This window comes from Amycolatopsis samaneae, assembly GCF_039541975.1.
GTDB lineage: Bacteria > Actinomycetota > Actinomycetes > Mycobacteriales > Pseudonocardiaceae > Amycolatopsis > Amycolatopsis samaneae.
Genome location: NZ_BAABHG010000003.1, coordinates 238,860 through 261,499, shown reverse-complemented (window position 1 = coordinate 261,499; position 22,640 = coordinate 238,860). Strand labels below are relative to the sequence as shown.

The following is a 22,640-nucleotide window of genomic DNA, read 5'->3' as shown; positions in this document are numbered from 1 at the left end:
GGCAGCGTAGGTGACCGTCCATTCGGTCGGGAATTCTCGAACGGAGGGACCAGGGTGCCAGGCAACGCCGCACACACCATGTTCGAGGCCGACGAGGCCTCCCGCGCGCTCGGCATCGAGCTGATCGAAGCCGGGGACGGCCACGCGGTCGCGAGCATGAGGATCACCGCGTCGATGGTCAACGGGCACGACATCGCGCACGGCGGCTACGTCTTCCTGCTGGCCGACACCACGTTCGCCCTGGCGTGCAACAGCCACGGCCCGGTCACCGTCGCCGCCGGCGCCGACATCACCTTCGTCGCGGCCGGGCGGCTGGGCGATCACCTCGTCGCCACCGCGACCGAGCGCACCCGCTACGGACGCAACGGCATCTACGACGTCACCGTGCACCGGGAAACCCCCGGCGGGCCGGAGACGGTCGCCGAGTTCCGCGGCCGCAGCCGCACCATCGAGAAGTCCCGGGACGCGTGATGACCGACCTCGAAGCCGCCGAACGGCTTTCCGCCGACGAACTGGCCGCACTCCAGCTGGAACGTCTGCAATGGACACTCCGGCACGCCTACGCCAACGTGCCCTGCTACACCAGGAAGTTCGACGAGGCCGGCGTACATCCCGACGACTGTCGCGAGCTGGCCGACCTGGCGAAGTTCCCCTTCACCACGAAGGAGGACCTGCGGCAGAACTACCCGTTCGGGATGTTCGCGGTACCGCAGGCCGAGGTCCGGCGCGTCCACGCGTCCAGCGGCACCACCGGGAAACCGACCGTGGTCGGCTACACCGAACAGGATCTCGACACCTGGGCGACCGTGGTGGCGCGCTCGATCCGCGCCGCGGGCGGGCGGCCCGGCGACAAGGTGCACGTCGCCTACGGCTACGGCCTGTTCACCGGCGGGCTCGGCGCGCACTACGGCGCCGAAAAGCTCGGCTGCACGGTGATCCCGGCGTCCGGCGGCATGACGGCGCGGCAGGTCCAGCTGATCACCGACTTCCGGCCGGAGATCATCATGGTCACCCCTTCGTACCTGCTCACGCTGCTCGACGAGTTCGAGCGCCAGGGTGTCGACCCGAAGACGAGTTCGCTGCGCGTCGGGATCTTCGGCGCCGAGCCGTGGACCGAGCAGATGCGCGCCGAGATCGAGGAGCGCTGCGGGATCGACGCCGTCGACATCTACGGGCTGTCCGAGGTGATGGGCCCCGGCGTCGCGCAGGAGTGCGTCGAAACCAAGGACGGCCTGCACATCTGGGAGGACCACTTCTACCCCGAGGTGATCGACCCGTTCACCGAGGACGTGCTGCCCGGCGGTACCGAGGGCGAGTTGCTGTTCACCTCGCTCACCAAGCAGGCGATGCCGATCATCCGCTACCGCACGCGCGACCTGACCCGGCTCCAGCCCGGCACCGCGCGGCCCGCGTTCCGGCGGATGGCGAAGGTGACCGGCCGCAGCGACGATCTGATCATCCTGCGCGGGGTCAACGTGTTCCCGACGCAGATCGAGGAGATCGTGCTGCGGACCGCCGGGCTCAGCCCGCACTTCCAGCTGGTCCGGTCGACACGGGGCAGGCTGGATCACCTCGCCGTGCGGGTCGAGGCGCGGCACGACGCCTCGGCCGACGACCGGGCGCGGGCGGCGAACGAGCTGGGCTCGGGGATCAAGGACGGCGTCGGGATCAGCGTCGAAGTGAACATCGTGGACCCGGACACGCTCGAACGCTCGCTGGGCAAGATGCGCCGCGTCGTCGACGAGCGGGACAAGCCGTGACCACGCCCGCGCGGCGCGGCAGGCCGGGCTACGACCTGGAATCGCTGCTGGGCGTCGCGGTCAAGCTGTTCAACGAGCGCGGCTACGACGGCACCAGCATGGAGGACCTGTCCCGCAAGCTCGGCATCACGAAATCGGCCATCTACCACCATGTTCCGAGCAAGGAGGAGCTGCTGCGGCTCGCGGTGGACCGCGCGCTGAACGGGCTGTTCGCGGTCGCCCACGAGATGGAGGCCCAGGACGGGCGCGCCATCGACCGGCTGGAGTTCCTGGTCCGCGGCAGCGTGGCGGTACTGGCCGAGCAGCTGCCGTTCGTGACACTGCTGCTGCGCGTGCGCGGCAACACGAAGGCCGAGCGCGCGGCGCTGGCCCGGCGGCGCGAGTTCGACCGGCTGGTGACCGAGCTGGTCCGGCAGGCCGCGGCCGAGGGCGACGTCCGGCCGGACGTCGATCCCGCGGTCACCGCGCGGTTGTTGTACGGCATGGTGAACTCGCTGATCGAGTGGTACCGGCCGCAGGCCCGCCGCCGTAGCACCGCCAACGGCGACGGCGCCGAGCACGGTGCCACGCCGGACGAACTGGCCGACGCGGTGTGCAAGATCGCGTTCACCGGACTGCGGACCTGACCTCACTCCCCCGCTGCTTGCGGCGGGCGCCCAGCCTGCCACAGCAGTGCTTCGCGCAGTTGCTCGATGAGGTACTCGTCGTCCTCCTCGGAGGGATCGGATCCGAGCGGGATCCAGCGTTCGGACACCTTCTGGCCCGCTTCGTAGCCGGTGATGACGATCCCGGCATAGGACACGGTGACGTCCGCGCACGGTTCGTCACCGGCGGGTTCGTCGGTCTCGTCGCCGAAGCGGACCTGCCGGTGCTGCAACCGGACGCTCACCCAGCGCCCGGACGGGGCCGGACCACCGGCCGCGGCGCTCATGGACTCCTACCCAGGACAACCACCCCCAGCTCCACGCCTTCTCGTCGCACTGCGGGGCGAGGAAGTTACCCACGGGTTGTTCCGGTTGAATAACATCACTTCAGGTTAGGGAACACCCGGTTCCCCCGTCCTTGACCACAGGTCAACAGCTTGTTGACACGACACCGGCGGCGGGTGAGGCTGGGTGGATGACCACCGGCACCCAGGCCTCCGGCGCGCGGCGGCGACGGCTGGAACCCGCCGAGCGCCGGGCCGAGATCCTCGCCGTCGCCCGGCGCCTGTTCGGCGCCGGCAGCTACGATTCGGTGTCCACTTCGGACATCGCGGAGGCGGCGGGGGTGGCCCGGCCGCTGATCAACCACTACTTCGGCGGCAAGCGCGAACTGTACCTGGAAGTGGTGCGGCAGCTGATGATCGTGCCCGCGCCGGTCACCGAGTCCCTGCCGGACACCACGATGGAGGAGCGGCTCGCGATCGGCGTCGACCGCTGGCTGGACGTGATCGAGCGCAACCGCGACGCCTGGCTCGTGGTGATCGCGGCCGGACGCGACGCGGAGATCGAGCGGATCATCCTGGAGGGCGACGAGATCGCGGCCGACCGCGTGCTGGAGACCGCGCTGATGTCCGACGTCACCGAAGGCCGCGAGGAGCTGCGCGCGATGATCCGGTCGTGCGGCGAAATGCTGCGGGCGGCGTCTCGGGAATGGCTCGTCCGGGGCACTCTCGACCGGGCGACACTGCGCACGTTCGTCACCGAGACGATCGTCAGCCTGCTGAAGGTGACCTACCCAGCGGTGCTCGCGGCGCGTTCCGGCGCGCGTACGCCGCCGGAGTCATCCCCGTCCAGCGCTTGAACGCGTAGATGAAACTGGACGCCTCGGCGTACCCGAGGCGCAGCGCGACATCCTCCACCGACAGCGCCCCGGTGCCGAGCATCTCCTCGGCCAGCGTCTGCCGAACCTCGTCGACGAGCGCGCGGAAGCCGGTGCCCGCCTCGGCGAGCCGCCGACGCAGCGTCCGGGGACTGACCGCGAGCTGACGGGCGATCTCGTCCATGCCCGCGTCGACACCGCCGGGACGCACCAGCCGTTCGCGGACCAGCTGGGAGATCCCGGACCGGTGACGCCTCCTGGCCACCAGTGTCTCGCACTGCGCGGCGCACAGCGCGACCGTCTGTTCGTTGGCCTGGGGCAGCGGCCGTGCCAGGTAGCTCGCGTCGAGCAGCGCGCGGTGCCGTTCGCGGGAGAACACCGGCCGGACGCCGAAGGTGTCCACATAGGAATCCACAGTGGATGGTTCAGGATGGCGGCATTCCAGCGCGTCCAGCGTGATCTCGGGCAGCAGGTCCCGCAGCACCGTGTGGATCGCGCCGTGGTCGCGCAGCACGAGGAAGCGGGCGACGTCGGCGGGGACCCGCGTGTCGTCCATGGCGAGGCTGATCCGGCCGGCCGCGACGCTCACGTGCGGGATGCAGAAGGTGAAGCTGAGGTCGAGGAACCGCAGCGCGAACAGCACCGCGTCCCGCAGCGTCGGGCTGCTGATACAGGCGAAGCCGAAGATGCCGAACGTGGTGACGCGGTAGCGGCGGGCCAGTGCCAGCGCGAGATCGTCACCGTCGCCGAGCTCCCTGATCAGCGCCCGGACCACCGCGAGCTCCTGGCGGGCGTCGATCTGGAGGTCGTGGGCGGCCAGCCGGGCCGGGTCGAGGGAGGTGCCGGCGAGCAGCCGGGCGGAGGGCACCCCGCGGTCCTCGGCGAAGCGGGTCATCAGCAGGACGCTCGCAGTGCCGCGCGGGAAGTCCCAATCGGCCACGGCGGGGGCGGCGAGCTCTGCCATGGCCGGAATTATGGATCAGCGGGCAACGCGCCGCCATCCCGATCTAGGTCCCAGACTGTCCGCTATCGCGGTTAAGGTGACGCTCATGCTGGGGAAGACGCTGAGCCACCGGGCCCTCAACCGCGCGACGCTGGAACGGCAGCTGTTGCTGCGCCGGGTGAAACTGACCGCGCTGGAGGCGGTCGAGCACCTGGCCGGGTTGCAGGCGCAGGCGCCGTCGCCGCCGTACTACGCGCTGTGGACGCGGCTGCACGGGTTCCGGCAGGAGGAGCTGTCCGAGCTGCTCCTCTCGCGTGCCGTGGCCAGGATCGTGCTGATGCGCGGCACCGTGCACCTGGTCTCCGCCGCCGACGCGCTCGCGTGGCGGCCGGTGGTGCAGGTGGTCATGGACCGGGACCTGGTCTCGAACATGCAGCACGCCAGGGGGATCGCACATCTCGATCACGCCGAGGTCGCGGCCTACGCACGAAAGCTGCTCGCCGCGCGGCCGCACACGAGCGCCGAACTCGGCGCCGAACTCGAAGCGCGCTGGCCCGGCGTGCCGCGCTCGTCGCTGACCCACATCGCGCGGGGCCTGCTGCCGCTGGTCCAGCTCCCGCCGCGCGGGGTGTGGGGCAAATCCGGGCAGCCGAGGTTCCAGACCGCCGACGACTGGCTGGGCGCGCCGCTCGACCCCCGCCCCTCCACCGAACGGCTCATCGAGCGTTACCTGGCGGCCTTCGGCCCCGCGTCGGTGGCCGACGCGCAGACATGGATGGGCGTCACCCGGCTGGGCGAAGTCGTCGACGGCATGCGCTCGCGGCTGCGGGTGTTCCGGGACCCGGACGGCCGCGAGCTGTTCGACCTGCCGGACACCCCCCTTCCCGACGAGGACACGAGCGCTCCCCCGCGCCTGCTGGGCCCGTTCGACCAGACCCTGCTTTCCTACGCGGACCGCACCCGGATGATCAGCGACGCGCACCGCAAGCGGGTCATCACGCAGAACGGCCTGGTCAAGGGCACGATCCTGGTCGAGGGCTACGTGCGCGGCAGCTGGGAGATCACGACCGCGCGACGGACCGCGACGCTGATCGTGACGCCGTTCGAGCGGGTGGCGAAACGGGACGTCACGGCACTGGAAAGCGCGGGCGCGCGGCTGCTGCGCTGGGCCGAACCGGACGCGGAGTCCCACGAGGTCCACTTCGCCGCGGTGTCCTGAATCGGGCTCCCGATTTCCCCGTCCCCGATCGGCCGGGTGACATCAACGAAAACGACAAGAATAGGCGTGGATGTTCAGCCTGTATTGAGTGATTAAGCGATACGGAGTGAGAACTCGGCGGCACATACCGAGAAATGGCCACGTACAGTGACCGGAGCCGTACCCGTTTCCCAGCCAGCGAGCATCTCGCCCACCCTGGAAGTACTGTGCGTAGAACGATCCTGGTCGCCGGGTGTGGCCCGAGTCATGGTATCTCCGCGCCGCGTCGCCGGGTCTTTAACTCCGCAGGCGGCAACTCGTGCTTTCGGGTTATTGTCGGCTCCGGTTTCCGGAAATGTGATTCGGAGCGGGTAGACAGGAAGATTCGAGGATTGGCGGGAGTTCTCGGATGGATCATCTCGGCGGCGGGACGCGGGCTGGTCAGGGACCGGCGACCGTGTCGTCGGCGAACGCCGTCACGGGGTCCGTGACCGGTGCGTCGGTGCAGTCGGGCGTGATCCACGGCGACGTGACGATCCAGCAGACCGTCCGCTCGCCGCCGCCTCCGGTGCCCCGCCAGCTGCCGCCGGTACCCGCCCATTTCATCCGCCGGTCCGGCGAGATGTCGGCCCTCGACCGGGTCGCGGGATCCGCTGCGGGACAAGGGGACGTGGCCGTGCCGGGGGTCGCCATGGTGGCCGGCCCCGGCGGGGTGGGCAAGACGGCGCTGGCCGTGGCATGGGCGACGACCAACGCGGACCGCTTCCCGGACGGGCAGCTCTACGCCGACCTGCGCGGGTTTTCCAGCGGCGGCGCCGTGACCCCGGAGGAGATCCTGGGCCGGTTCCTGCGCGGGGTGGGCGTACCACCGGAACAGGTGCCCGTCGAACTGGCCGAGCAGTCCGCGCTCTTCCGGACGATGACCGCGGGCAAACGGTTGCTGGTGCTCGCCGACAACGCGCTGTCCGCGGCTCAGGTGCGTCCGCTGATGCCGTCGTCGCCGCGGTGCATGGTCGTGGTGACCAGCAGGCTCCGCCTGGACGGGCTCTACGCGGATGGCGCCGAATTCGTGGAGGTGCCGCCGCTTCCGCAGGGCGAGGCGGTGGAGTTGCTCACCCGTTCGCTGGGGCCGCGACGGGTTGCCGACGAGAAGCCGCATCTCGGCGAACTGGCGTCGTTGTGCGGCCGGTTGCCGATCGCGCTCCGGGTGGCGAGCGCGCGGCTGGTCTCGCGGCCGCGCTGGCCGGTCGCGCGGGTGGTGGCGGAGTTGAAGGACGAAGGGCGCCGGCTGCAACGGCTGTCCACGAGCGGCGAGGTGTCCGTGGACGCCGCGTTCGATCTGTCGTATCAGGCACTGCCGGACAAGGTGGCCGGCCTGTATCGGCTGATCAGCGTGCTTCCTGGCCCGGAATTCGACGCGGCACTGGCCGCGGCGGCGGCCGGGATACCCGAGGAGGACGCCGTCGACGGGCTCCAGGAACTGGTGGACGCGAGCCTGCTCGAAGACGTCGGCGGGGACCACTACCGCTTCCACGACCTCCTGCGGCTGCACGCGCGCGGCCAGCCGGACGAGGACCGCGCGAACGCGCGGATCCGTGCCACGGAATGGCTTCTGCACCAGGTGACGCGCGCGAACATGGTCGTCATCCCGATCCGCTGGCGGATCAGCACGGTGTGCGAGCGGTACCGCGACGCCCCGCCGATGTTTCCGAACGGCGGCGAAGCGGTCGCCTGGCTGGACGCCCGGCTGCCCACGCTGCTCGCGACGCTCGAAGACGCCGTGCGGGCGGGGCTGGACGAGCTGGCCTGGCAGCTGTGTGAGGCGTTGTGGGAGCTTTTCCTGTACCGCAAGCACTATCGGCACTGGCTCAGCTCGCACGAAATCGGGATCGCCGCGGCCAGGCGATGCGGGAACGAGGTGGCCGAGTCCCGGTTGCGCTGCCAGCTCGCGTGCGCCTACCTCGACCTGCGGAGGTTCGACGAAGCCGAACGCGAGTGCCACACGGCGCTGGAGCTGGCTCGCCGCAACGGCAGCAAACACAACGAGTCGGTGGCCGTTGACCAGCTGGGCACGGCCGCACGAGGCCGCGGCGACCTCGACGCGGCACTCGCGTACTTCGAGAAAAGCCTTTCGCTGGAAAAAGAACTCGGCATCGAACGAGGCGTGGCACTGCGCCACCGCCGGATCGGTGAGGTTCTCCTGCAGGCCGGGCGCGACGTGGAAGCCGCCGAACACCTCGCCTCGGCCCTCGCGATCTTTGTCCGGCTGGACGACACGAAGGCCGAGGCACAGGTGCTGATCAGGCTGGCCAGGATCGACGCACACGCCGGTGCGCCCGGCTCCGCGCGGCGGCGGCTGGAGAAGGCGCTCGACGTCATGAGCGCCTCGGGATCAGCGGTGTACCAGGCTGATGTGCTGCTCGCGTTCGCGGAGATCGCCGAGGACGACGGTGATCCCGCTGCCGCACGGGCACACCTGCGGAAGGCGCTGCGGTTGTGCGACGGGGTCAGCGCCACCTACGTGGAACGCATCCAGGCCGCGCTGGGGCGGCTCGGCACAGCCGAGGACGACAGCGCCGAGATGGCCCAGCCTCCGGCGCAGGAGCAGCCAGAGGCAGGCCGACACCGCGGTGGTCTCCACTGAGGGTGAGGGCAGCACGAGGAGTTCGCCGCCGCGGGACCCCAGCACACACCGCGTGCCGTCCCCTGCCGCGGCCAGGGTCAGCGCGGGAAGCCGCGTGAACGCGCGCGCGACCAGCGCACGGGCGTCAGCGAGGCAGACCGGGTGCCGGTGGACGAGCAGGTCCGCCAGGGACAGGCGCGCACGGCATCCGGTGGAGGCGGAGACGAACCCGCCCACCGGAGCGTCGTCGACGGAATATCGCCACAGGCACAGCCGGCTTCCGTCGTCCGCCGTCCGCGCCACCCGCACCGTGCTCGGGGGCCGCTGGTCGCCGCTCATGATGGGAGCAGCCTAGGCAGGGGCACCGGGGACGCGGGCACCGCCCTGGCCGGTTCGTCGAGGCCCAGCAGCCGGTACATCGTGCGCCGGAGGATGGCACCCGACTGACCGGGCCGCGAGGTCAGCAGCCGCCGGACCGCGCCGGGGTCGTGGTCCGGCCGGTCGGCCAGCAGCGTGGCCAGCGGGGTGCCGGGCCGCCAGCGGGGCGTCCGCCGGGCGACCACGTCGGAGGGACTTCCCGGCAGCAGCGGCGCACCGCCGCAGTCGGTCAGCAGTACCGGGGTCCCGAGGCCCGCGGCGTAGGTGGTGACCGAACCGTAGTCGCCGATGACGTGGTCGGCCGCGACCAGCGCCGCACGCCAGCCCTCGTCCGGGGGAAGCAGGCGCAAACCGGCACGGAGGCAGTCGGCCAGCCATGCCCGGACCTGCCATTCGCCGTGATGGGACCAGATCTGCGGGTGCAGGGCGCCCACGACGCGGTAGCGCTCGGGCGGCAGCTCCGCCAGCACCCGTTCGAACAGGTCGTGATGGCTCCCGAACGCCGAGCGCTCGGACCAGGTGGACGTGACGACGACCAGCTTCTCGTCGGTCACCCCGAGCGCGCGCCGATAGTGCTCCCGGAAGGGGACGCTGGCGCACAGCCGGTCGAAGGCGATGTTCCCGGCGACCACGGCCGCCGGGACGGCGCGCGGGCAGACCTGCTTGAGCACGGCCAGTTCGTCGTCGTGGGTGAGCACGATCGCCTCGGCCCGTACCCGGCCTTCGCGCAGCAGCTGGTCGGCGTCGAGGCCGAGAACCGGCTGGTGCTCGTCGCCCGCCCCGGGCGGCCGCCACGGCCGGTACTGCGCGAGCCCGCCGCCGTGCGGCACGAGCACGACCGGGCCGGCGACCTCGTCGATGCCGCGGGTGCTGCCCGCCAGGACGAGGTCGTAGCCGCCCCGGCGCGCGTGTGCCCATGGCAGGACCACCCCGCCCTGCGCGCGGACGAAGTCGTGCGTCGCCTGCCACGACTCCCAGGTCTCGGGCACGCTGAACACCACCTGGACCCGGTGGTCGGCCTCGATCAGCGGCAGCAGATCGAGCAGCCGGGTCCCGGCGACCATGAACGGCACCAGCACCAGCACCGACTTGCACCCCACCCGGGTGGAAAGGTGCCGATCCCGTGCCCCTATCGGGCTGTGCACCCACGAAATCCCGTCCACGTCCGTCTCCCCTCACGAGCATCCGATGGCTGGACGTCTGTCCGGGATCCAGCGTGCGGAGGAGGACTGAGAGATCGGTTTCCACGCGTATTTCCGTCCACTGACAATTGATCATCCCGACCACCCGAATTGCGGACATTCCCGCGCTGACCTGGTGTGACCCGGGAAATAGTGCGAAACTGTCCGACGGAGGAGAGGGGCGCGAACGGTTGATCGCGCGGGGAAGGGGCCTGCCGTGAATAGCGTGTTCGAGGTTCTCGGGCAAACGCGTCTGCGCATGCACGGGAACGTGACCATGAAAGACGCCAAGCCCCGGGCGCGTCAAGTCCTGACCGCGCTGCTGACCGCGCCGAACCAGCGCATGACGCTGAAACGGCTGGTGGAGTGGGTTTGGGCCGACAACGAACAACTTCCGCAGGATCCGCGCGCGACGATGCACCAGTACCTCACCCAGCTGCGGCGCGTGCTGGCCGCCGCCAAGGTGCCCGCACGGCTGATCGCGGCGAACGGCGGCTGCACCCTCGAAACCGATACCACGCTCATCGATTATTACGTCTTCCGTTCCTTGCTGGAGCGCGCGCGAAACCATCGCGACCGCGGGAATCATCGAAGTGCACATGCAGATGCGCTGGCAGCGATACAATTACAGCGCGATGAGCCGCTGTCCAGCCTTTCCACCGAACTCGCGGACCGGTGGCGAGCTTCCTGGGCGCGCACCCATTGGATACCCGCGAATGTTTTTCTCGTCGGCGAACAATTGGCCGAGAACCGTCCCGGTGACGCGCTGGCCCGTCTCGACGACCTGGAGCACGACCACCCGCTCGAACTCGGCCTGGCGAAGCTGCGGATCCGCGCGCTGCACGCGCTGGAACGTTTCTCCGAAGCCACCGACTACTTCGTCGCCACGCACCGGGGCTTCCGGAACTCGGGCGACGACCGGTCCGCCGACGAGTTGCGTTCGTTCCACGACCCGCTCGCCTACCCGCGGCCCGGGCAGGTGACCACCGTGGCGCGCCCCACCGCGGAGGAACAACCGGACCCGGTCCCGAGCGTCCGGCGGCTGCCACCGGACGCCGTCGAGGTCACCGGCCGGGAGCACACTCTCGCCGCCCTCGACACGTTGACCACCGACGACACCGGGGCGCCACAGCCGGTGATCCTGACGCTGACCGGGGAACCGGGGGTGGGCAAGACGACCGCGGCGGTGGCCTGGGCCCACCGGGCCAAGTCCCGGTACCCGCACGGCGTGGTGCTGCTCGACCTGCACGGCTACGGCCAGGCGCCCCGCCTGGAAGCGGCCGACGTCGTCGACGCCCTGCTCGCGGTACTGGGGTACCCGGTGGATCAGATCATCGGGCCGTTCGGGCGCGCGGCGAAGCTGACCACGTTGCTCGCCCGGCGTCCGCTACTGTTGATCCTGGACAACGTGGAGGACTCCGCGCACGTCGAACCGCTGCTCAGCGTGGTGAACTCCTGCACGGTGGTGATCACATCGCGACGGCGGCTCGGTCCGCTGGCGATCCGGCACACGACGCGGGTCGTCACGGTCACCGCGCTGACGATGCCCGAATCGCGGGCACTGCTGGCCCGGCGGATCGGGGCTCGCGCGGCGCGAGAACCCGAAGCGCTCGACGCGCTGGCGCGGCTCTGCGGACGGCTGCCCCTGGCGCTGACCATCGTCGCGGAACGGGCTGCCGCGCGGGCCGGCACCAGGCTGGAGACCCTCGCCGCGCAACTGCGGGACGCCGAAACGCTGCTGACCCTCGGCGACGACGGCGACGGCGCGGGGACAAGCCTGCAGTCCGCGTTCGCCCTTTCCTACCAAGCACTTCCGCCCGCCGAGCAGCGCGTGTTCTGCCTGGTCGGGCTGAACCCGGGCACCGAGCTGACGAGTGCCGCGCTGGCGGCCGCCGACGGGCGCGGCGTGGCCGAGGTCCGGCGCTCACTGGACGTGCTCGTGGCCGCGCACCTGGTGCACCAGCCCGGCGACCTCGACCGATTCCAGATCCACGATCTGCTGCACCTCTACGCGGCGACCCTGGCCAAGCGCCTCCCCGACCTCGACGCGGCACGGGAACGCATGGTGTCGTTCTACCTGTGGTCGGTCTTCCACGCGCACTCGGTGATGTTCCCGCACAAAACGCGCCCGCCGATGCCCCCGGCCGTTTTCGGGATCACACCTGTCGCTTTCGCCGACGCGAGCGCCGCGGGCCGCTGGTGCCTCCAGGAACGAAGCAACCTCAACGCGATGGTCCCGCTCGCCGCGGAACATCACCTGCACGAACTGGCCTGGCGCCTCCCCGCACTGATGATCGACTTCATGGACAACTCGGGGTTCTACGAGGACATCGTCGCCGGTCTCGTGATCGCTGTGCGATCCGCGGCGATTGTCGGCGATCTGGAGGCGCAGGCCTCGACGCTCAACGACCTTGGGCAGATGCACATGCTCATGGGCCATGACCATCAGGCGGACCACTACCTCCAGCAGGCCCACGACCTGGCCACCGCACATCGGATGGAATACGGGCTGATCGCCGTGACACTGAACATGGCCCGGCGGCACCATCACGCGGGGCGGGCTTTGGAAGCCGTGACCCAGTATCGAGCCGGTCTCGCACTGACCCGCGCCAGCGAATACTCGTACTTTCACGCGACAGCCGCATACCGGCTGGGCAACGCGCTCGTCGATGCCGGACGTAACGAGTTCGAGGTCTACGAACTGTATTGCGAGGCGCTGCGGGTCTACCAGGTTATCGGGGACATCGCGGGGCAGATTTCCACCCGTGTCGCGTTGGGTTCGCTGTTGACCCGCCTTGGACGCTACGAGGAGGCCGAGCAGCATTGCCGAGCGGCCTCGAAGCTGACCGACACCACCCGGCATCTTCCAACCGCGATGAAACTGAAGACAGTCTGGGCCCAGCTGGCACATGCCCAGCGGGAGGACGCGACCGCCCTTCGCTATGCGGGCGAAGCAGTGGAGCTGGCCGAACGATCCCGGCACGCGACCGGCCAGGCAAGGGCCCTGTCCGCGCTGGGAGAAATCCTCGCTGCCCACGGCAACATCACCGATGCCTGCCAAATGTGGCGAACCGCAGTGAAGCTTTTTCGGAACCGGGAACGTCACGCTAAAGCCGATCTTCTCGAGGCCAGGCTGACAACGCTCGAGAGCCAAAAAGAGACCATTGTACCGGAAGCGCGACAGGCAGACGAAGACACCATGGCAATGCCGCCACCGCGACTACAGAGCAAACGAGAAAAACATACACTTTAGCGTGAACTCTCAACCTAAACCATGATCATATATTCGCACTCTTAGCTGAAAGTGCTGGTCAGAGTATCCCTCACCGGGGGAATCCTGCCCGTTAGTGCAAACAGCACCTTGCCTTCGAGACCCACTGCCCCTACCGTGTGCGCAGTAAAGATCCGAGCCTTTCCCTCACCGGCACGGACACTCTCTCTCCCTCTGCACTAGGAGCATGGTGAAACGATTGCTGCGGCAGCCCCACCTGGCCATGGGCGCCCTGACCGTTATGGCCGTCATGGCAGCAGCCCTCCCCCTGTGGTGGCACGTGTAGTAGCGAGCAGGCGCCCGGCGGACCCCGGGCGCCTCCCCCCTTGCCCGCAAAGAAACTTCGGCGAGTAGGCCGTCACCAGGGGCGGCCTCGTCTGCGTAGTTCGACACCGGCGTTGAGCAGCATCCGGCGCGTCTGGCCGTAGGTGAGACCGAACTGGGCGGCCGTTTCCTTGATCGACTTACCCCCTCGGTAGGCCTCCGCCATGCCCGGCGGCGCGGGCGGTGTCAGTGGCATGGCCGGCCGGAGCGTGACACCGGCCTCCAGCAACGTCTCACGGACTTTCCGGAAGCTCAGGTTCTTGCTTTCGACCAGATCCGTCAGGGTTTCACCGCCCTGATAACGGCGCACCAGCTCCTCCGCGACCGACCGGGCAGAGTCTTCGGCATCAGTTCGTTGTTCGGTAACGTCTTGTTCGGTACTGTCTTGCCCGACGGTATCGTCACCGCAATCTCCAGTCTCCCTCATCGCAGCCCCCGCGCCGCTGAGTGGTTTCGCCTTTTGGGCACTCCTTCCAGATAAGAAGACTTGGCCCGTCGGCTCAACCCACCAACTCAGTGATGTTCCACGATCGCCACCAAGAGAACCGTGCGGGAGCGCAGGGTTTTTCCAGCACCGATTATCCGAAGGCATACAATAATTGTGATTGTTACGAATTGATAACGCCAACTCGCCGCTGAGTGATCATTGATCCACTGGTCAGCCACGACACAGACCTGGCCGGAAGTCTCGATTGGGTGACCGGCTGTACGCTACCGAACCGGTCCTCGGCTGGGTAGCTTCCCTGGAATGAGTGGTGCGGCGGAGTCAGGGAAGACGAAGGCGGGCACGCCGTCGGTGCTGATCGTGGGCGCCGGGTTCGGCGGGGTCGGCACGGCGGTCGAGCTCAAGCGCGCGGGGTTCGAGGACTTCACGATCCTCGAGAGCGCGAGCGAGCCCGGCGGCGTCTGGCGGGAGAACACCTACCCCGGCGCGGCCTGCGACATCCCCTCGCCGCTGTACTCCTTCTCCTACGAGCCCAATCCGCACTGGCCGCAGCGCTTTTCGCAGCAGCCGGACATCCACGCCTACCTCAGGCACGTCATCGCCAAGTACGGGCTCGAACGGCACATCCGCTACGACACCGAGGTCACCGGCGCCGCCTTCGACGAAACACGCGGCCGGTGGCACGTCGAAACAAGCCGCGGCGAAACGTACGAGGCCGACGTGTTCGTACCCGCGGTCGGGCAGCTGTCCCGGCCGGTGTGGCCGGACCTCCCCGGGCGCGACACGTTCGCGGGCACGAGTTTCCACTCCGCGCGGTGGGACCACGACTGCGACCTGCGGGGCAAGCGGGTGCTCGTGATCGGGACCGGCGCGAGCGCGATCCAGTTCGTGCCCACGCTGCAACGGCAGGCGGGCGCGCTCACGATCTTCCAGCGGACGCCGCCGTACATCATGGCGAAGCGCGACACGACCTACCGCCGCTGGCAGCAGTGGCTGTTCGAGCACGTGCCACCCACGCAACTGCTCGGCAGGCTGCGCATCTTCCTGCTCGCCGAGTACGCGACCTACGGCATGACCCGGCTCCCCGTGCTGGCCAAGCTCTTCGAGCTGCGCACGGCCCAGCTGCGCCACCGCTACGTCAAGGATCCCGCGCTACGCAAGAAAATCACCCCTTCCTATCCCCTGGGCTGCAAACGGATTCTCTTCACCAACGACTACCTCCCTGCCCTCGCTCAGCCCAACGTAACCGTCACCACCGACAAAATCGCCGAGATCACCCCGCGCGGGGTGCGGACCGCGGACGGCACCGAGCACGAGGCCGACGTCCTCGTCTACGGCACCGGCTTCGCGGCCACCGACTTCCTCGGCAAGCTCAAGGTGCTCGGGCTCGGCGGGCGGCTCTTGCAGGACGCGTGGTCCGGCGGGGCGCACGCGTACCTGGGCATGACGGTCCCCGGCTTCCCGAACCTGTTCTGCGTCTACGGCCCGAACACCAACCTCGGCGCGGGGTCCATCATCTACATGATCGAGCGGCAGGCCCGCTACATCCGCCAGGCCGTCGAACAGCTCGCCCGGCCCGACGTGTCCTATGTGGACGTCCGACCGGAGGTGGAAGCCCGCTACGACGCGGAAGTCCAGCGGCGACTGGGCCGCAGCGTCTGGTCTGGCTGCACGAGCTGGTACCGCCAGGCCGACGGCAGGGTCACCACGAACTGGCCGGGCCTGGTCACCGAGTACGACCGCCGCACCCGCCGCTTCGACGCGGGCGACTACCGGATGGTGGGCACACGATGAGCGATTTCGACTCCGGAACCTTCGACTACGACGTACTGGTGATCGGCTCGGGTTTCGGCGGCAGTGTCACGGCGCTGCGGCTCACCGAGAAGGGCTACCGCGTCGGAGTGCTGGAGACCGGCCGCCGCTTCGCCGACCACGAGTTCGCGAAGACCTCGTGGCGGGTCCGGAAGTACCTGTGGGCCCCGAAACTCGGCTGCTTCGGCATCCAACGGCTGACGCTGCTCAAGAACACCTTCGTGATGAGCGGGTCCGGTGTCGGCGGCGGCTCGCTCGTCTACGCGAACACGCTGTACGAGCCACCGGACACCTTCTACCGGGACCCGCAGTGGGCGCACATCACCGACTGGCGGTCCGAACTGGCGCCGTACTACGACCAGGCCAAACGCATGCTCGGCGTGGTCGAGAACCCCGCGACCACCCCGGCCGACCGGGTGCTGCGCGAGGTCGCGGACGAGCTGGGCATCGGGCACACCTACCGCCGCACGCCGGTCGGGGTCCACTTCGGCGAACCCGGCGCGAAACCCGGCGAGGTGCCGGATCCGTTCTTCGGCGGTGCCGGGCCGTCGCGGCACACCTGCACGCTGTGCGGCGAGTGCATGACCGGCTGCCGGGTCGGGGCGAAGAACACGACCGTCAAGAACTACCTCCACCTCGCCGAACGCGCCGGCGCGGCGGTCCATCCGCTGACCACGGCGGTGTCCCTGCGGCCGATCGACGGCGGGTACGCGGTCGGCACCGAGCGCACCGGCCGCTGGACGCGCAAGGGGCGGCGGACGTTCACCGCCGAGCAGGTCGTGTTCGCGGCCGCTTCCCTTGGTACACAAAGACTTCTGCATCGGCTGCGGGACACCGGCGCGCTGCCCCGGGTGTCGAAGCGGCTGGGCCTGCTGGCGCGGACGAACTCGGAGGCCGTGCTCGCGGCGAAATCCCTGCGGAAGGACAACGACTTCACCCGCGGCGTCGCGATCACGTCGTCGATTCACCCGGACGCGGTCACCCACGTCGAGCCGGTGCGCTACGGCAGGGGCAGCAACTTCATGAGCCTCCTGACGACGGTGCTCGTCGACGCCGAGACCGGCAAGCGGCGCTGGGTCCTCGGCCTGCGCCAGCTACGGCGGCAGTGGCGTGACCTGGTGAAGCTGCACAATCCGCGGCACTGGTCGGAGCGGACGGTCGGGCTGCTGGTGATGCAGACGCTGGACAACTCGGTGACCACGTACACGAAACGCGGGCTGTTCGGCCGCCGGATGACCACGAAACAGGGCGAGGGCGAACCGAGCCCGGAGTGGATCCCGGCCGGGCACGAGATCGCGCGGCGGGTGGCGGCGAAGATCGGCGGGCTGCCGCAGGGCGCCTGGACCGAGCTGGCGAACATCCCGATCACCGGGCACTTCATCGGCGGCTGCGCGATCGGCGACTCGCCGGAGACCGGCGTCGTCGATCCGTACCAGCGGCTGTTCGGGCATCCGGGGCTGCATGTCGCGGACGGCTCGGCGATCTCGGCGAACCTCGGGGTGAACCCGTCGCTGACGATCACCGCGCAGGCGGAACGCGCGATGTCGTTCTGGCCCAACAGGGGCGACGCGGACCCGCGTCCGTCACTCGGCTCGGCCTACCGGCGGATCACCCCGGTGGCGCCGAAAAACCCCGCGGTCCCCCACGACGCCCCCGGCGCCCTCCGCCTGCCCATCACCCCGGCTTCCTGACGTTCTCTGAAGGCCACCTTGAGGGACTTGAGTTCCCTCAAGGTGGCCTTCAGAGGCTTGGGTGCCGGGTCACGAGGGTTCGGTGTGCAGCAGGTGATCGGCGAGCAGTTGCAGGCGTCGCGAGTGTTCCCTGGCGCGCACGGCTCGCGCCCGGAAGCGCCGCGCGTCCTTGGCCACGGCCGAACGAGCCGCGTAGTCGTCGTTGGTGACCGCGAAGGTGGACCACATCGCGGCGAGATGCTGGTGGGTACGCCATGCCGAGGCGTGCGTCCGCCGCGCACACCTGAACCGATCGGCACCGGCGGGGACACGACCGGCCCGACTCCCGCTGACACGGGGCACGAACGAAGACCTACCCCTTTTCCCCGGCACGCAAACAAACCGTGGCCCAAGTCCGTGAATGCCACATTGAGGGACTCAGAGTCCCTCAATGTGGCATTCACGGACCTATCGGAGAAGCGTCACGGCAGGCCGTCGAGGCCCGCGCGGACGGTGTTCGCGAAGGAGTACCCGTTCGAGGCGTCCCAGTTGATCGACCAGGTCATCGCGCCGCGGATGTCCGGGTACGTGGCCGGCGGCTTGAAGTTCCCGCACGAGCTGCCCTTGGCCAGGCAGTTCAGCGCCGACACGGTGTTCGACGGCGACTGATAGCCACCACCGGCCGCCCGGGGCGAGGCGGGCAGGCCGAGCCCGACCTGGTCCGCGCGCAGGCCGCCCTTGAGCTGGATGCAGGACAGCCCGGTCAGGAAGTCGACGGTGCCCTGCGAGTAGACGTTGCCGTCACACCCGTTCATCGCGCCGCTGTTGTAGTACTGCATGTTGACCACGGTCAGGATGTCCTTGACGTTCAGCGCGAGCTGGAAGTACCCGCCGCCGGTCGACTGCATGTCGATGGTCTGCGGCGCCATGGTGATCACCGAACCGCCACCGTCGTGGATGCTGCGCAGCGCGGAGCCCATGTACGTCGGGCTGATGCCGTTCTCCAGGTCGATGTCGACGCCGTCGAAGCCGTACTGCGCGATCAGCGACTTCATGCTGCTCGCGAAGTTCGCCGCGGCACCGGAATCGCCGACGCTGATCGTGCCCTTCTCGCCGCCGACGGACAGGATCACCTTCTGGCCGCGCGCCTGGAGCGTCTTGACGTCGGCCTTGAACTGCGCGTCGGTGTATCCGCCCAGCTGCGAGGAGAGCCCGGGGTCGAGGGTGAAGGTGACCCCGCCGCGGTTGCCGGGGTCGGCGTCCGCGAACGCCACCGCGACGATGTTGTAGCTGCTCGGGACGTCGGCGAGCTTCAGCGCCTTCGCGCCGTTGTAGAAGTTCTGCCAGTACCCGGTCAGCACGTGCTTGGGCAGCGAGCCGTTCGGCGGTGTGGTGGTCGTGGTGGTCGGCGGCGTCGTGGGGGCCGTCGTCGAAGTGGTGGGCGTGGTCGGTGTGGTCGTCGGCGGGGTGCCGGGGCCGTCGAGGTTGACGTCGTCGGCGTAGTAGCCGGGCTGCCCGTACCAGCCGTGCAGGTACACCGTGACCTGCGTCGACGCGCCGGTGGTGAAGTTCAGCGACAGCTGCTGCCAGCTGGTGGCACCCGGCGTCCAGGTGCTCGTGTCGGTGCTGCCGGTGCCGGAGACACCGAGGTAGACGTAGCTGCCCTGCACCCACGCCGACAGCTTGTACGCGGTGTTCGGCTTGACGGTGACGGTCTGGCCGCACTGGCCGGTGTCCTGACCGGCCGGGGTCGCGCTCAGCGCGCCCTGACCGCTGTGCACCGGGCTGGTCACCACGGCCGAGGTACCGGTGCAGGTCCAGCCCGACAGCGTCCCCGCTTCGAAGCCGGGATTGGACAGGATGTTCGCCGCAGAAGCGTTTCCACTCAGCGCGAGCGTGACGCCGAGACACAGCGCGAGGGTGGAAAAGAGCGCGACGAGGGCGTTCCTGGGTTTGAGGACCACGGTGGCCTCCACGAATGGGTAAGTTGAGTCACATAAAAATGGACTAGACCAATATGGGTGTCAAGGGAGTAGCCCGGGAGGCCCAGTCCGAACGTCGCACCGGCCGGACGGCACAATGCTGGGTCAGGACGGTGCAGGAGCAGAGCACACATCCAAAGCGGAGCGGGAGCGTGGCAGTGGGCGTGCAGTCGGTCGAGCAGAAGATCGCCGAAGAGCTGGGGGTGCGCGAGGGGCAGGTCAAGGCCGCGGTCGACCTGCTCGACGGCGGTTCGACGGTGCCGTTCATCGCCCGGTACCGCAAGGAAGTCACCGGCATGCTCGACGACGCGCAGCTGCGCACGCTCGAAGAGCGCCTGCGTTACCTGCGCGAGCTCGACGAGCGCCGCGTCGCGGTGCTGGACTCGATCCGCACCCAGGGCAAGCTCACCGACGAGCTGGAGGCGCAGATCGTCGCGGCGGACACCAAGTCCCGCCTGGAGGACATCTACCTCCCCTACAAGCCGAAGCGCCGCACCAAGGCCCAGATCGCCCGTGAGGCGGGGCTGGAGCCCCTCGCGGACGGCCTGCTCGGCGACCCGTCAACCGACCCGCAGGCCGCCGCCGCGGTGTTCGTCGACGCCGACAAGGGTGTCGCGGACGCGCAGGCCGCGCTCGACGGCGCCCGCGCGATCCTCGTCGAGCGCTTCGCCGAGGACGCCGACCTCATCGGCGAGCTGCGCGAGAAGATGTGGACGCAGGGACGGCTGGCCTCCAAGGTCCGCGAGGGCAAGGCCGAGGCGGGCGCGAAGTTCGCCGACTACTTCGAGTTCGACGAGCCCTACACGAAGCTCCCCTCGCACCGCATCCTCGCGATGTTCCGCGGTGAGAAGGAGGAGATCCTCGACCTCACCATGGAATCCGAGGAAGCCACCGAGGAACCGCGCGTCGGGCCGACGGAGTACGAGCAGCGCATCGCGCAGCGGTTCGGCATCGCCAACGAGGGCCGCGCGGGTGACAAGTGGCTCGCCGACACCGTCCGCTGGGCCTGGCGCACGAAGATCCTCCTGCACCTGGGCATCGACCTGCGGATGCGGCTGCGCCAGTCCGCCGAGGACGACGCCGTGCGCGTGTTCGCCGCCAACCTGCGCGATCTGCTGCTCGCCGCCCCGGCGGGCACCCGCGCGACGATGGGCCTCGACCCCGGCTTCCGCACCGGCGTCAAGGTCGCGGTCGTGGACGCCACCGGCAAGGTCGTCGCGACGCACACGATCTACCCGCACCAGCCCGCCAACAAGTGGGACGCCTCGATCGCCGAGCTGGCCGCGCTGTGCACCCGCCACCAGGTCGACCTGATCTCCATCGGCAACGGCACCGCGTCCCGCGAGACCGACAAGCTCGCCGGCGAGCTGATCAAGAAGTACCCGGACCTGAAGCTGACGAAGGTCGTGGTGTCCGAGGCCGGGGCGTCGGTGTACTCCGCGTCCGCGTTCGCCTCGCAGGAGCTGCCGGGCATGGACGTTTCCCTGCGCGGCGCGGTCTCCATCGCGCGGCGGCTCCAGGACCCCCTGGCAGAGCTGGTCAAGATCGACCCGAAGTCGATCGGGGTCGGGCAGTACCAGCACGACCTGTCCGAGGTCTCGCTGTCCCGTTCGCTCGACGCGGTGGTCGAGGACTGCGTGAACGCCGTCGGCGTCGACCTCAACACCGCCTCCGCTCCCCTGCTGAGCCGCGTTTCCGGCATCACGACCGGCCTCGCGGAGAACATCGTCGGGCACCGCGACGAGCACGGGCCGTTCCGCTCGCGGACCGCGCTCAAGGACGTCGCGCGGCTCGGGCCGAAGGCGTTCGAGCAGTGCGCCGGCTTCCTGCGCATCCCGGACGGAGACGACCCGCTCGACTCCTCGTCGGTGCACCCCGAGGCCTACCCGGTGGTGCGGCGGATCCTGTCGAGCACCGGTTCGGACATCCGCGAGCTGATCGGCAACAGCCGGACGCTGCAGAAGCTGCGCCCGGCGGACTTCGTCGACGACACCTTCGGGCTCCCGACGGTCACCGACATCCTGTCCGAACTGGACAAGCCGGGCCGCGACCCGCGTCCGGCGTTCAAGACCGCGACCTTCGTCGACGGCGTCGAGAAGATCTCCGACCTCAAGCCGGGGATGACCCTGGAAGGCGTGGTCACCAACGTCGCCGCGTTCGGCGCGTTCATCGACGTCGGCGTGCACCAGGACGGCCTCGCGCACGTTTCCGCGCTGTCGAAGAACTTCGTCAAGGACCCTCGTGAGGTCGTGAAGCCCGGCGACATCGTGAAGTGCAAGGTGCTCGACGTCGACGTGCCGCGCAAGCGGATCTCGCTGACCCTGCGCCTGGACGACGAGCCCGGCGCCGGTGGCTCCGGCGGCCAGGACCGTCGCGGCGGTGGTCAGGGGCGTCAGGGTGGCGGCGGCGGTCGTGGCCAGGGTGCGCAGGGCGGTCAGGGTGGCGGCCAGGGTCAGCGCCGCGGTGGCCAGCAGGGTGGCCGCGGTGGCGGCGGCCGGGGCGGCAACTCCGGTGGCGGCGGTGGCTTCGGCGGTGGCGGCGCCATGGCCGACGCGCTGCGCCGCGCGGGCTACAAGAAGTAGGTCTCAACGGTCCGTGAATGCCACATTGAGGGACTCTGAGTCCCTCAATGTGGCATTCACGGACCTTCCGGAGCCGGTCAGAAGTTGAGGTAGCGCTCCAGGCTCACGGGAGCCGGGCGGCCTTTCAGGTAGACGTCGGCGCGGAGCGGGAACATCCCCCACGCCGCCGTCATCAGCTCGAAGTTCGTCCGCCGGTCCGTGACGGTCCGGACCGGGTTGTAGAAGGTCGGATGCAGGTGATAGACGACCTTCTCGACGTGGTCGAGATCGCTGTCCTCCTCGCCCTCCAGGAAGACGCGAATGCGGAAGTACCGGTAGTCGCCCCGGTCCAGGGACCGGTCGCGCTGCGCGGTGTGGACCAGGTGAAAACGGGACAGGGGTTCGGCTTCGGTCTCCGGGACCGGTCCGGACGCCGCGGCCTCGTCCAGTGCCGGTTGCGCGCCGGGCTCCGGTGCGTCCCCGGAAGGTTTTCCCGGTTCCGCCGCCTTCAGCTTCACACCGCCCGGCCCGACTTCGAGGTGATCGCCCTTCGCGACACGCGCGTTGACCGAGGCGAGCAGCTTGCGGATCGCGGAGCGGAACGCGAACACCAGCACCGCGATGAACACCGGCCAGACCAGGCTCTGGAACAGCGGTATCCAGTCCTTCACCCCAGCTCCCCTCAGCAC

17 protein-coding genes are annotated in these 22,640 nt (G+C 69.3%); 10 read left to right on the top strand and 7 right to left on the bottom strand.

Features of this window, described 5'->3' with window-relative positions; all coding sequences use genetic code 11:
* The first annotated feature begins 78 nt into the window (after positions 1–78).
* The 3 genes from paaI to ABD987_RS08270 are packed head-to-tail and all read left to right on the top strand — an operon-like array spanning position 79 to position 2,386.
* Positions 79–471 carry a hydroxyphenylacetyl-CoA thioesterase PaaI gene (gene paaI / locus ABD987_RS08280; protein ID WP_345389879.1) on the top strand — a complete coding sequence of 131 codons (393 nt, stop codon included), beginning with the start codon at positions 79–81 and terminating at the stop codon, positions 469–471.
* A complete protein-coding gene (gene paaK, locus ABD987_RS08275) occupies positions 471–1,760 on the top strand; it encodes a phenylacetate--CoA ligase PaaK (protein WP_345388784.1) in 1,290 nt (429 codons plus the stop codon). Before paaI ends, paaK begins: the two co-directional genes overlap by 1 nt.
* Positions 1,757–2,386, top strand: coding sequence for a TetR/AcrR family transcriptional regulator (locus ABD987_RS08270; RefSeq protein ID WP_345388782.1), 630 nt, complete (start codon positions 1,757–1,759; stop codon positions 2,384–2,386). Before paaK ends, ABD987_RS08270 begins: the two co-directional genes overlap by 4 nt.
* Before the next feature lie 2 nt (positions 2,387–2,388).
* On the opposite strand, the gene ABD987_RS08265 is transcribed toward ABD987_RS08270, so the two are convergent.
* A complete protein-coding gene (locus tag ABD987_RS08265; protein WP_345388780.1) occupies positions 2,389–2,691 on the bottom strand; it encodes a hypothetical protein in 303 nt (100 codons plus the stop codon).
* A 188-nt stretch (positions 2,692–2,879) separates the two neighbouring features.
* Between ABD987_RS08265 and ABD987_RS08260 the strand changes: the two genes are divergently transcribed.
* Positions 2,880–3,545 carry a TetR/AcrR family transcriptional regulator gene (locus ABD987_RS08260; RefSeq protein WP_345388778.1) on the top strand — a complete coding sequence of 222 codons (666 nt, stop codon included), beginning with the start codon at positions 2,880–2,882 and terminating at the stop codon, positions 3,543–3,545.
* Here ABD987_RS08260 and ABD987_RS08255 read toward each other — a convergent pair.
* A complete protein-coding gene (locus tag ABD987_RS08255) occupies positions 3,457–4,527 on the bottom strand; it encodes an AraC family transcriptional regulator (protein WP_345388776.1) in 1,071 nt (356 codons plus the stop codon). The two genes, ABD987_RS08260 and ABD987_RS08255, sit on opposite strands and share 89 nt — an antisense overlap.
* Before the next feature lie 85 nt (positions 4,528–4,612).
* On the opposite strand from ABD987_RS08255, the gene ABD987_RS08250 reads away from it, so the two are divergent.
* On the top strand, positions 4,613–5,725 hold the full coding sequence (locus ABD987_RS08250; RefSeq protein ID WP_345388774.1) for a winged helix DNA-binding domain-containing protein: 1,113 nt from the start codon (positions 4,613–4,615) through the stop codon (positions 5,723–5,725).
* Positions 5,726–6,113: 388 nt separating this feature from the next.
* A complete protein-coding gene (locus tag ABD987_RS08245) occupies positions 6,114–8,348 on the top strand; it encodes an ATP-binding protein (RefSeq protein ID WP_345388772.1) in 2,235 nt (744 codons plus the stop codon).
* Positions 8,349–8,662: 314 nt separating this feature from the next.
* Here the strand turns inward: ABD987_RS08245 and ABD987_RS08240 are convergent, their stop codons facing one another.
* Positions 8,663–9,868 carry a hypothetical protein gene (locus ABD987_RS08240; RefSeq protein WP_345388770.1) on the bottom strand — a complete coding sequence of 402 codons (1,206 nt, stop codon included), beginning with the start codon at positions 9,866–9,868 and terminating at the stop codon, positions 8,663–8,665.
* A 235-nt stretch (positions 9,869–10,103) separates the two neighbouring features.
* On the opposite strand from ABD987_RS08240, the gene ABD987_RS08235 reads away from it, so the two are divergent.
* A complete protein-coding gene (locus ABD987_RS08235) occupies positions 10,104–13,139 on the top strand; it encodes an AfsR/SARP family transcriptional regulator (protein ID WP_345388768.1) in 3,036 nt (1,011 codons plus the stop codon).
* Positions 13,140–13,515: 376 nt separating this feature from the next.
* On the opposite strand, the gene ABD987_RS08230 is transcribed toward ABD987_RS08235, so the two are convergent.
* Positions 13,516–13,908, bottom strand: a complete 393-nt coding sequence (locus ABD987_RS08230; RefSeq protein WP_378273060.1) for a helix-turn-helix domain-containing protein — start codon at positions 13,906–13,908, stop codon at positions 13,516–13,518.
* Between the two features lie 321 nt (positions 13,909–14,229).
* Here ABD987_RS08230 and ABD987_RS08225 point away from each other — a divergent pair, with 321 nt between their 5' ends.
* Positions 14,230–15,720 (top strand): flavin-containing monooxygenase, encoded by a 1,491-nt coding sequence (locus tag ABD987_RS08225; RefSeq protein WP_345388764.1) that lies wholly within the window; start codon positions 14,230–14,232, stop codon positions 15,718–15,720.
* Positions 15,717–17,429 carry a GMC oxidoreductase gene (locus ABD987_RS08220; RefSeq protein ID WP_345388762.1) on the top strand — a complete coding sequence of 571 codons (1,713 nt, stop codon included), beginning with the start codon at positions 15,717–15,719 and terminating at the stop codon, positions 17,427–17,429. The genes ABD987_RS08225 and ABD987_RS08220 overlap by 4 nt, the downstream gene beginning before the upstream one ends.
* Positions 17,430–17,498: 69 nt before the next feature.
* On the opposite strand, the gene ABD987_RS08215 is transcribed toward ABD987_RS08220, so the two are convergent.
* Both ABD987_RS08215 and ABD987_RS08210 read right to left on the bottom strand, forming a co-directional pair.
* A complete protein-coding gene (locus tag ABD987_RS08215; protein WP_345388760.1) occupies positions 17,499–17,657 on the bottom strand; it encodes a hypothetical protein in 159 nt (52 codons plus the stop codon).
* 233 nt (positions 17,658–17,890) lie between these two features.
* On the bottom strand, positions 17,891–19,372 hold the full coding sequence (locus ABD987_RS08210; RefSeq protein ID WP_345388758.1) for a chitinase: 1,482 nt from the start codon (positions 19,370–19,372) through the stop codon (positions 17,891–17,893).
* Between the two features lie 176 nt (positions 19,373–19,548).
* On the opposite strand from ABD987_RS08210, the gene ABD987_RS08205 reads away from it, so the two are divergent.
* Complete coding sequence (locus tag ABD987_RS08205) at positions 19,549–21,972, top strand: Tex family protein (RefSeq protein ID WP_345389876.1); 2,424 nt, start codon at positions 19,549–19,551, stop codon at positions 21,970–21,972.
* A gap of 77 nt (positions 21,973–22,049) precedes the next feature.
* Here the strand turns inward: ABD987_RS08205 and ABD987_RS08200 are convergent, their stop codons facing one another.
* Positions 22,050–22,622 carry a pYEATS domain-containing protein gene (locus ABD987_RS08200; RefSeq protein ID WP_345388756.1) on the bottom strand — a complete coding sequence of 191 codons (573 nt, stop codon included), beginning with the start codon at positions 22,620–22,622 and terminating at the stop codon, positions 22,050–22,052.
* Positions 22,623–22,640 lie beyond the last annotated feature (18 nt).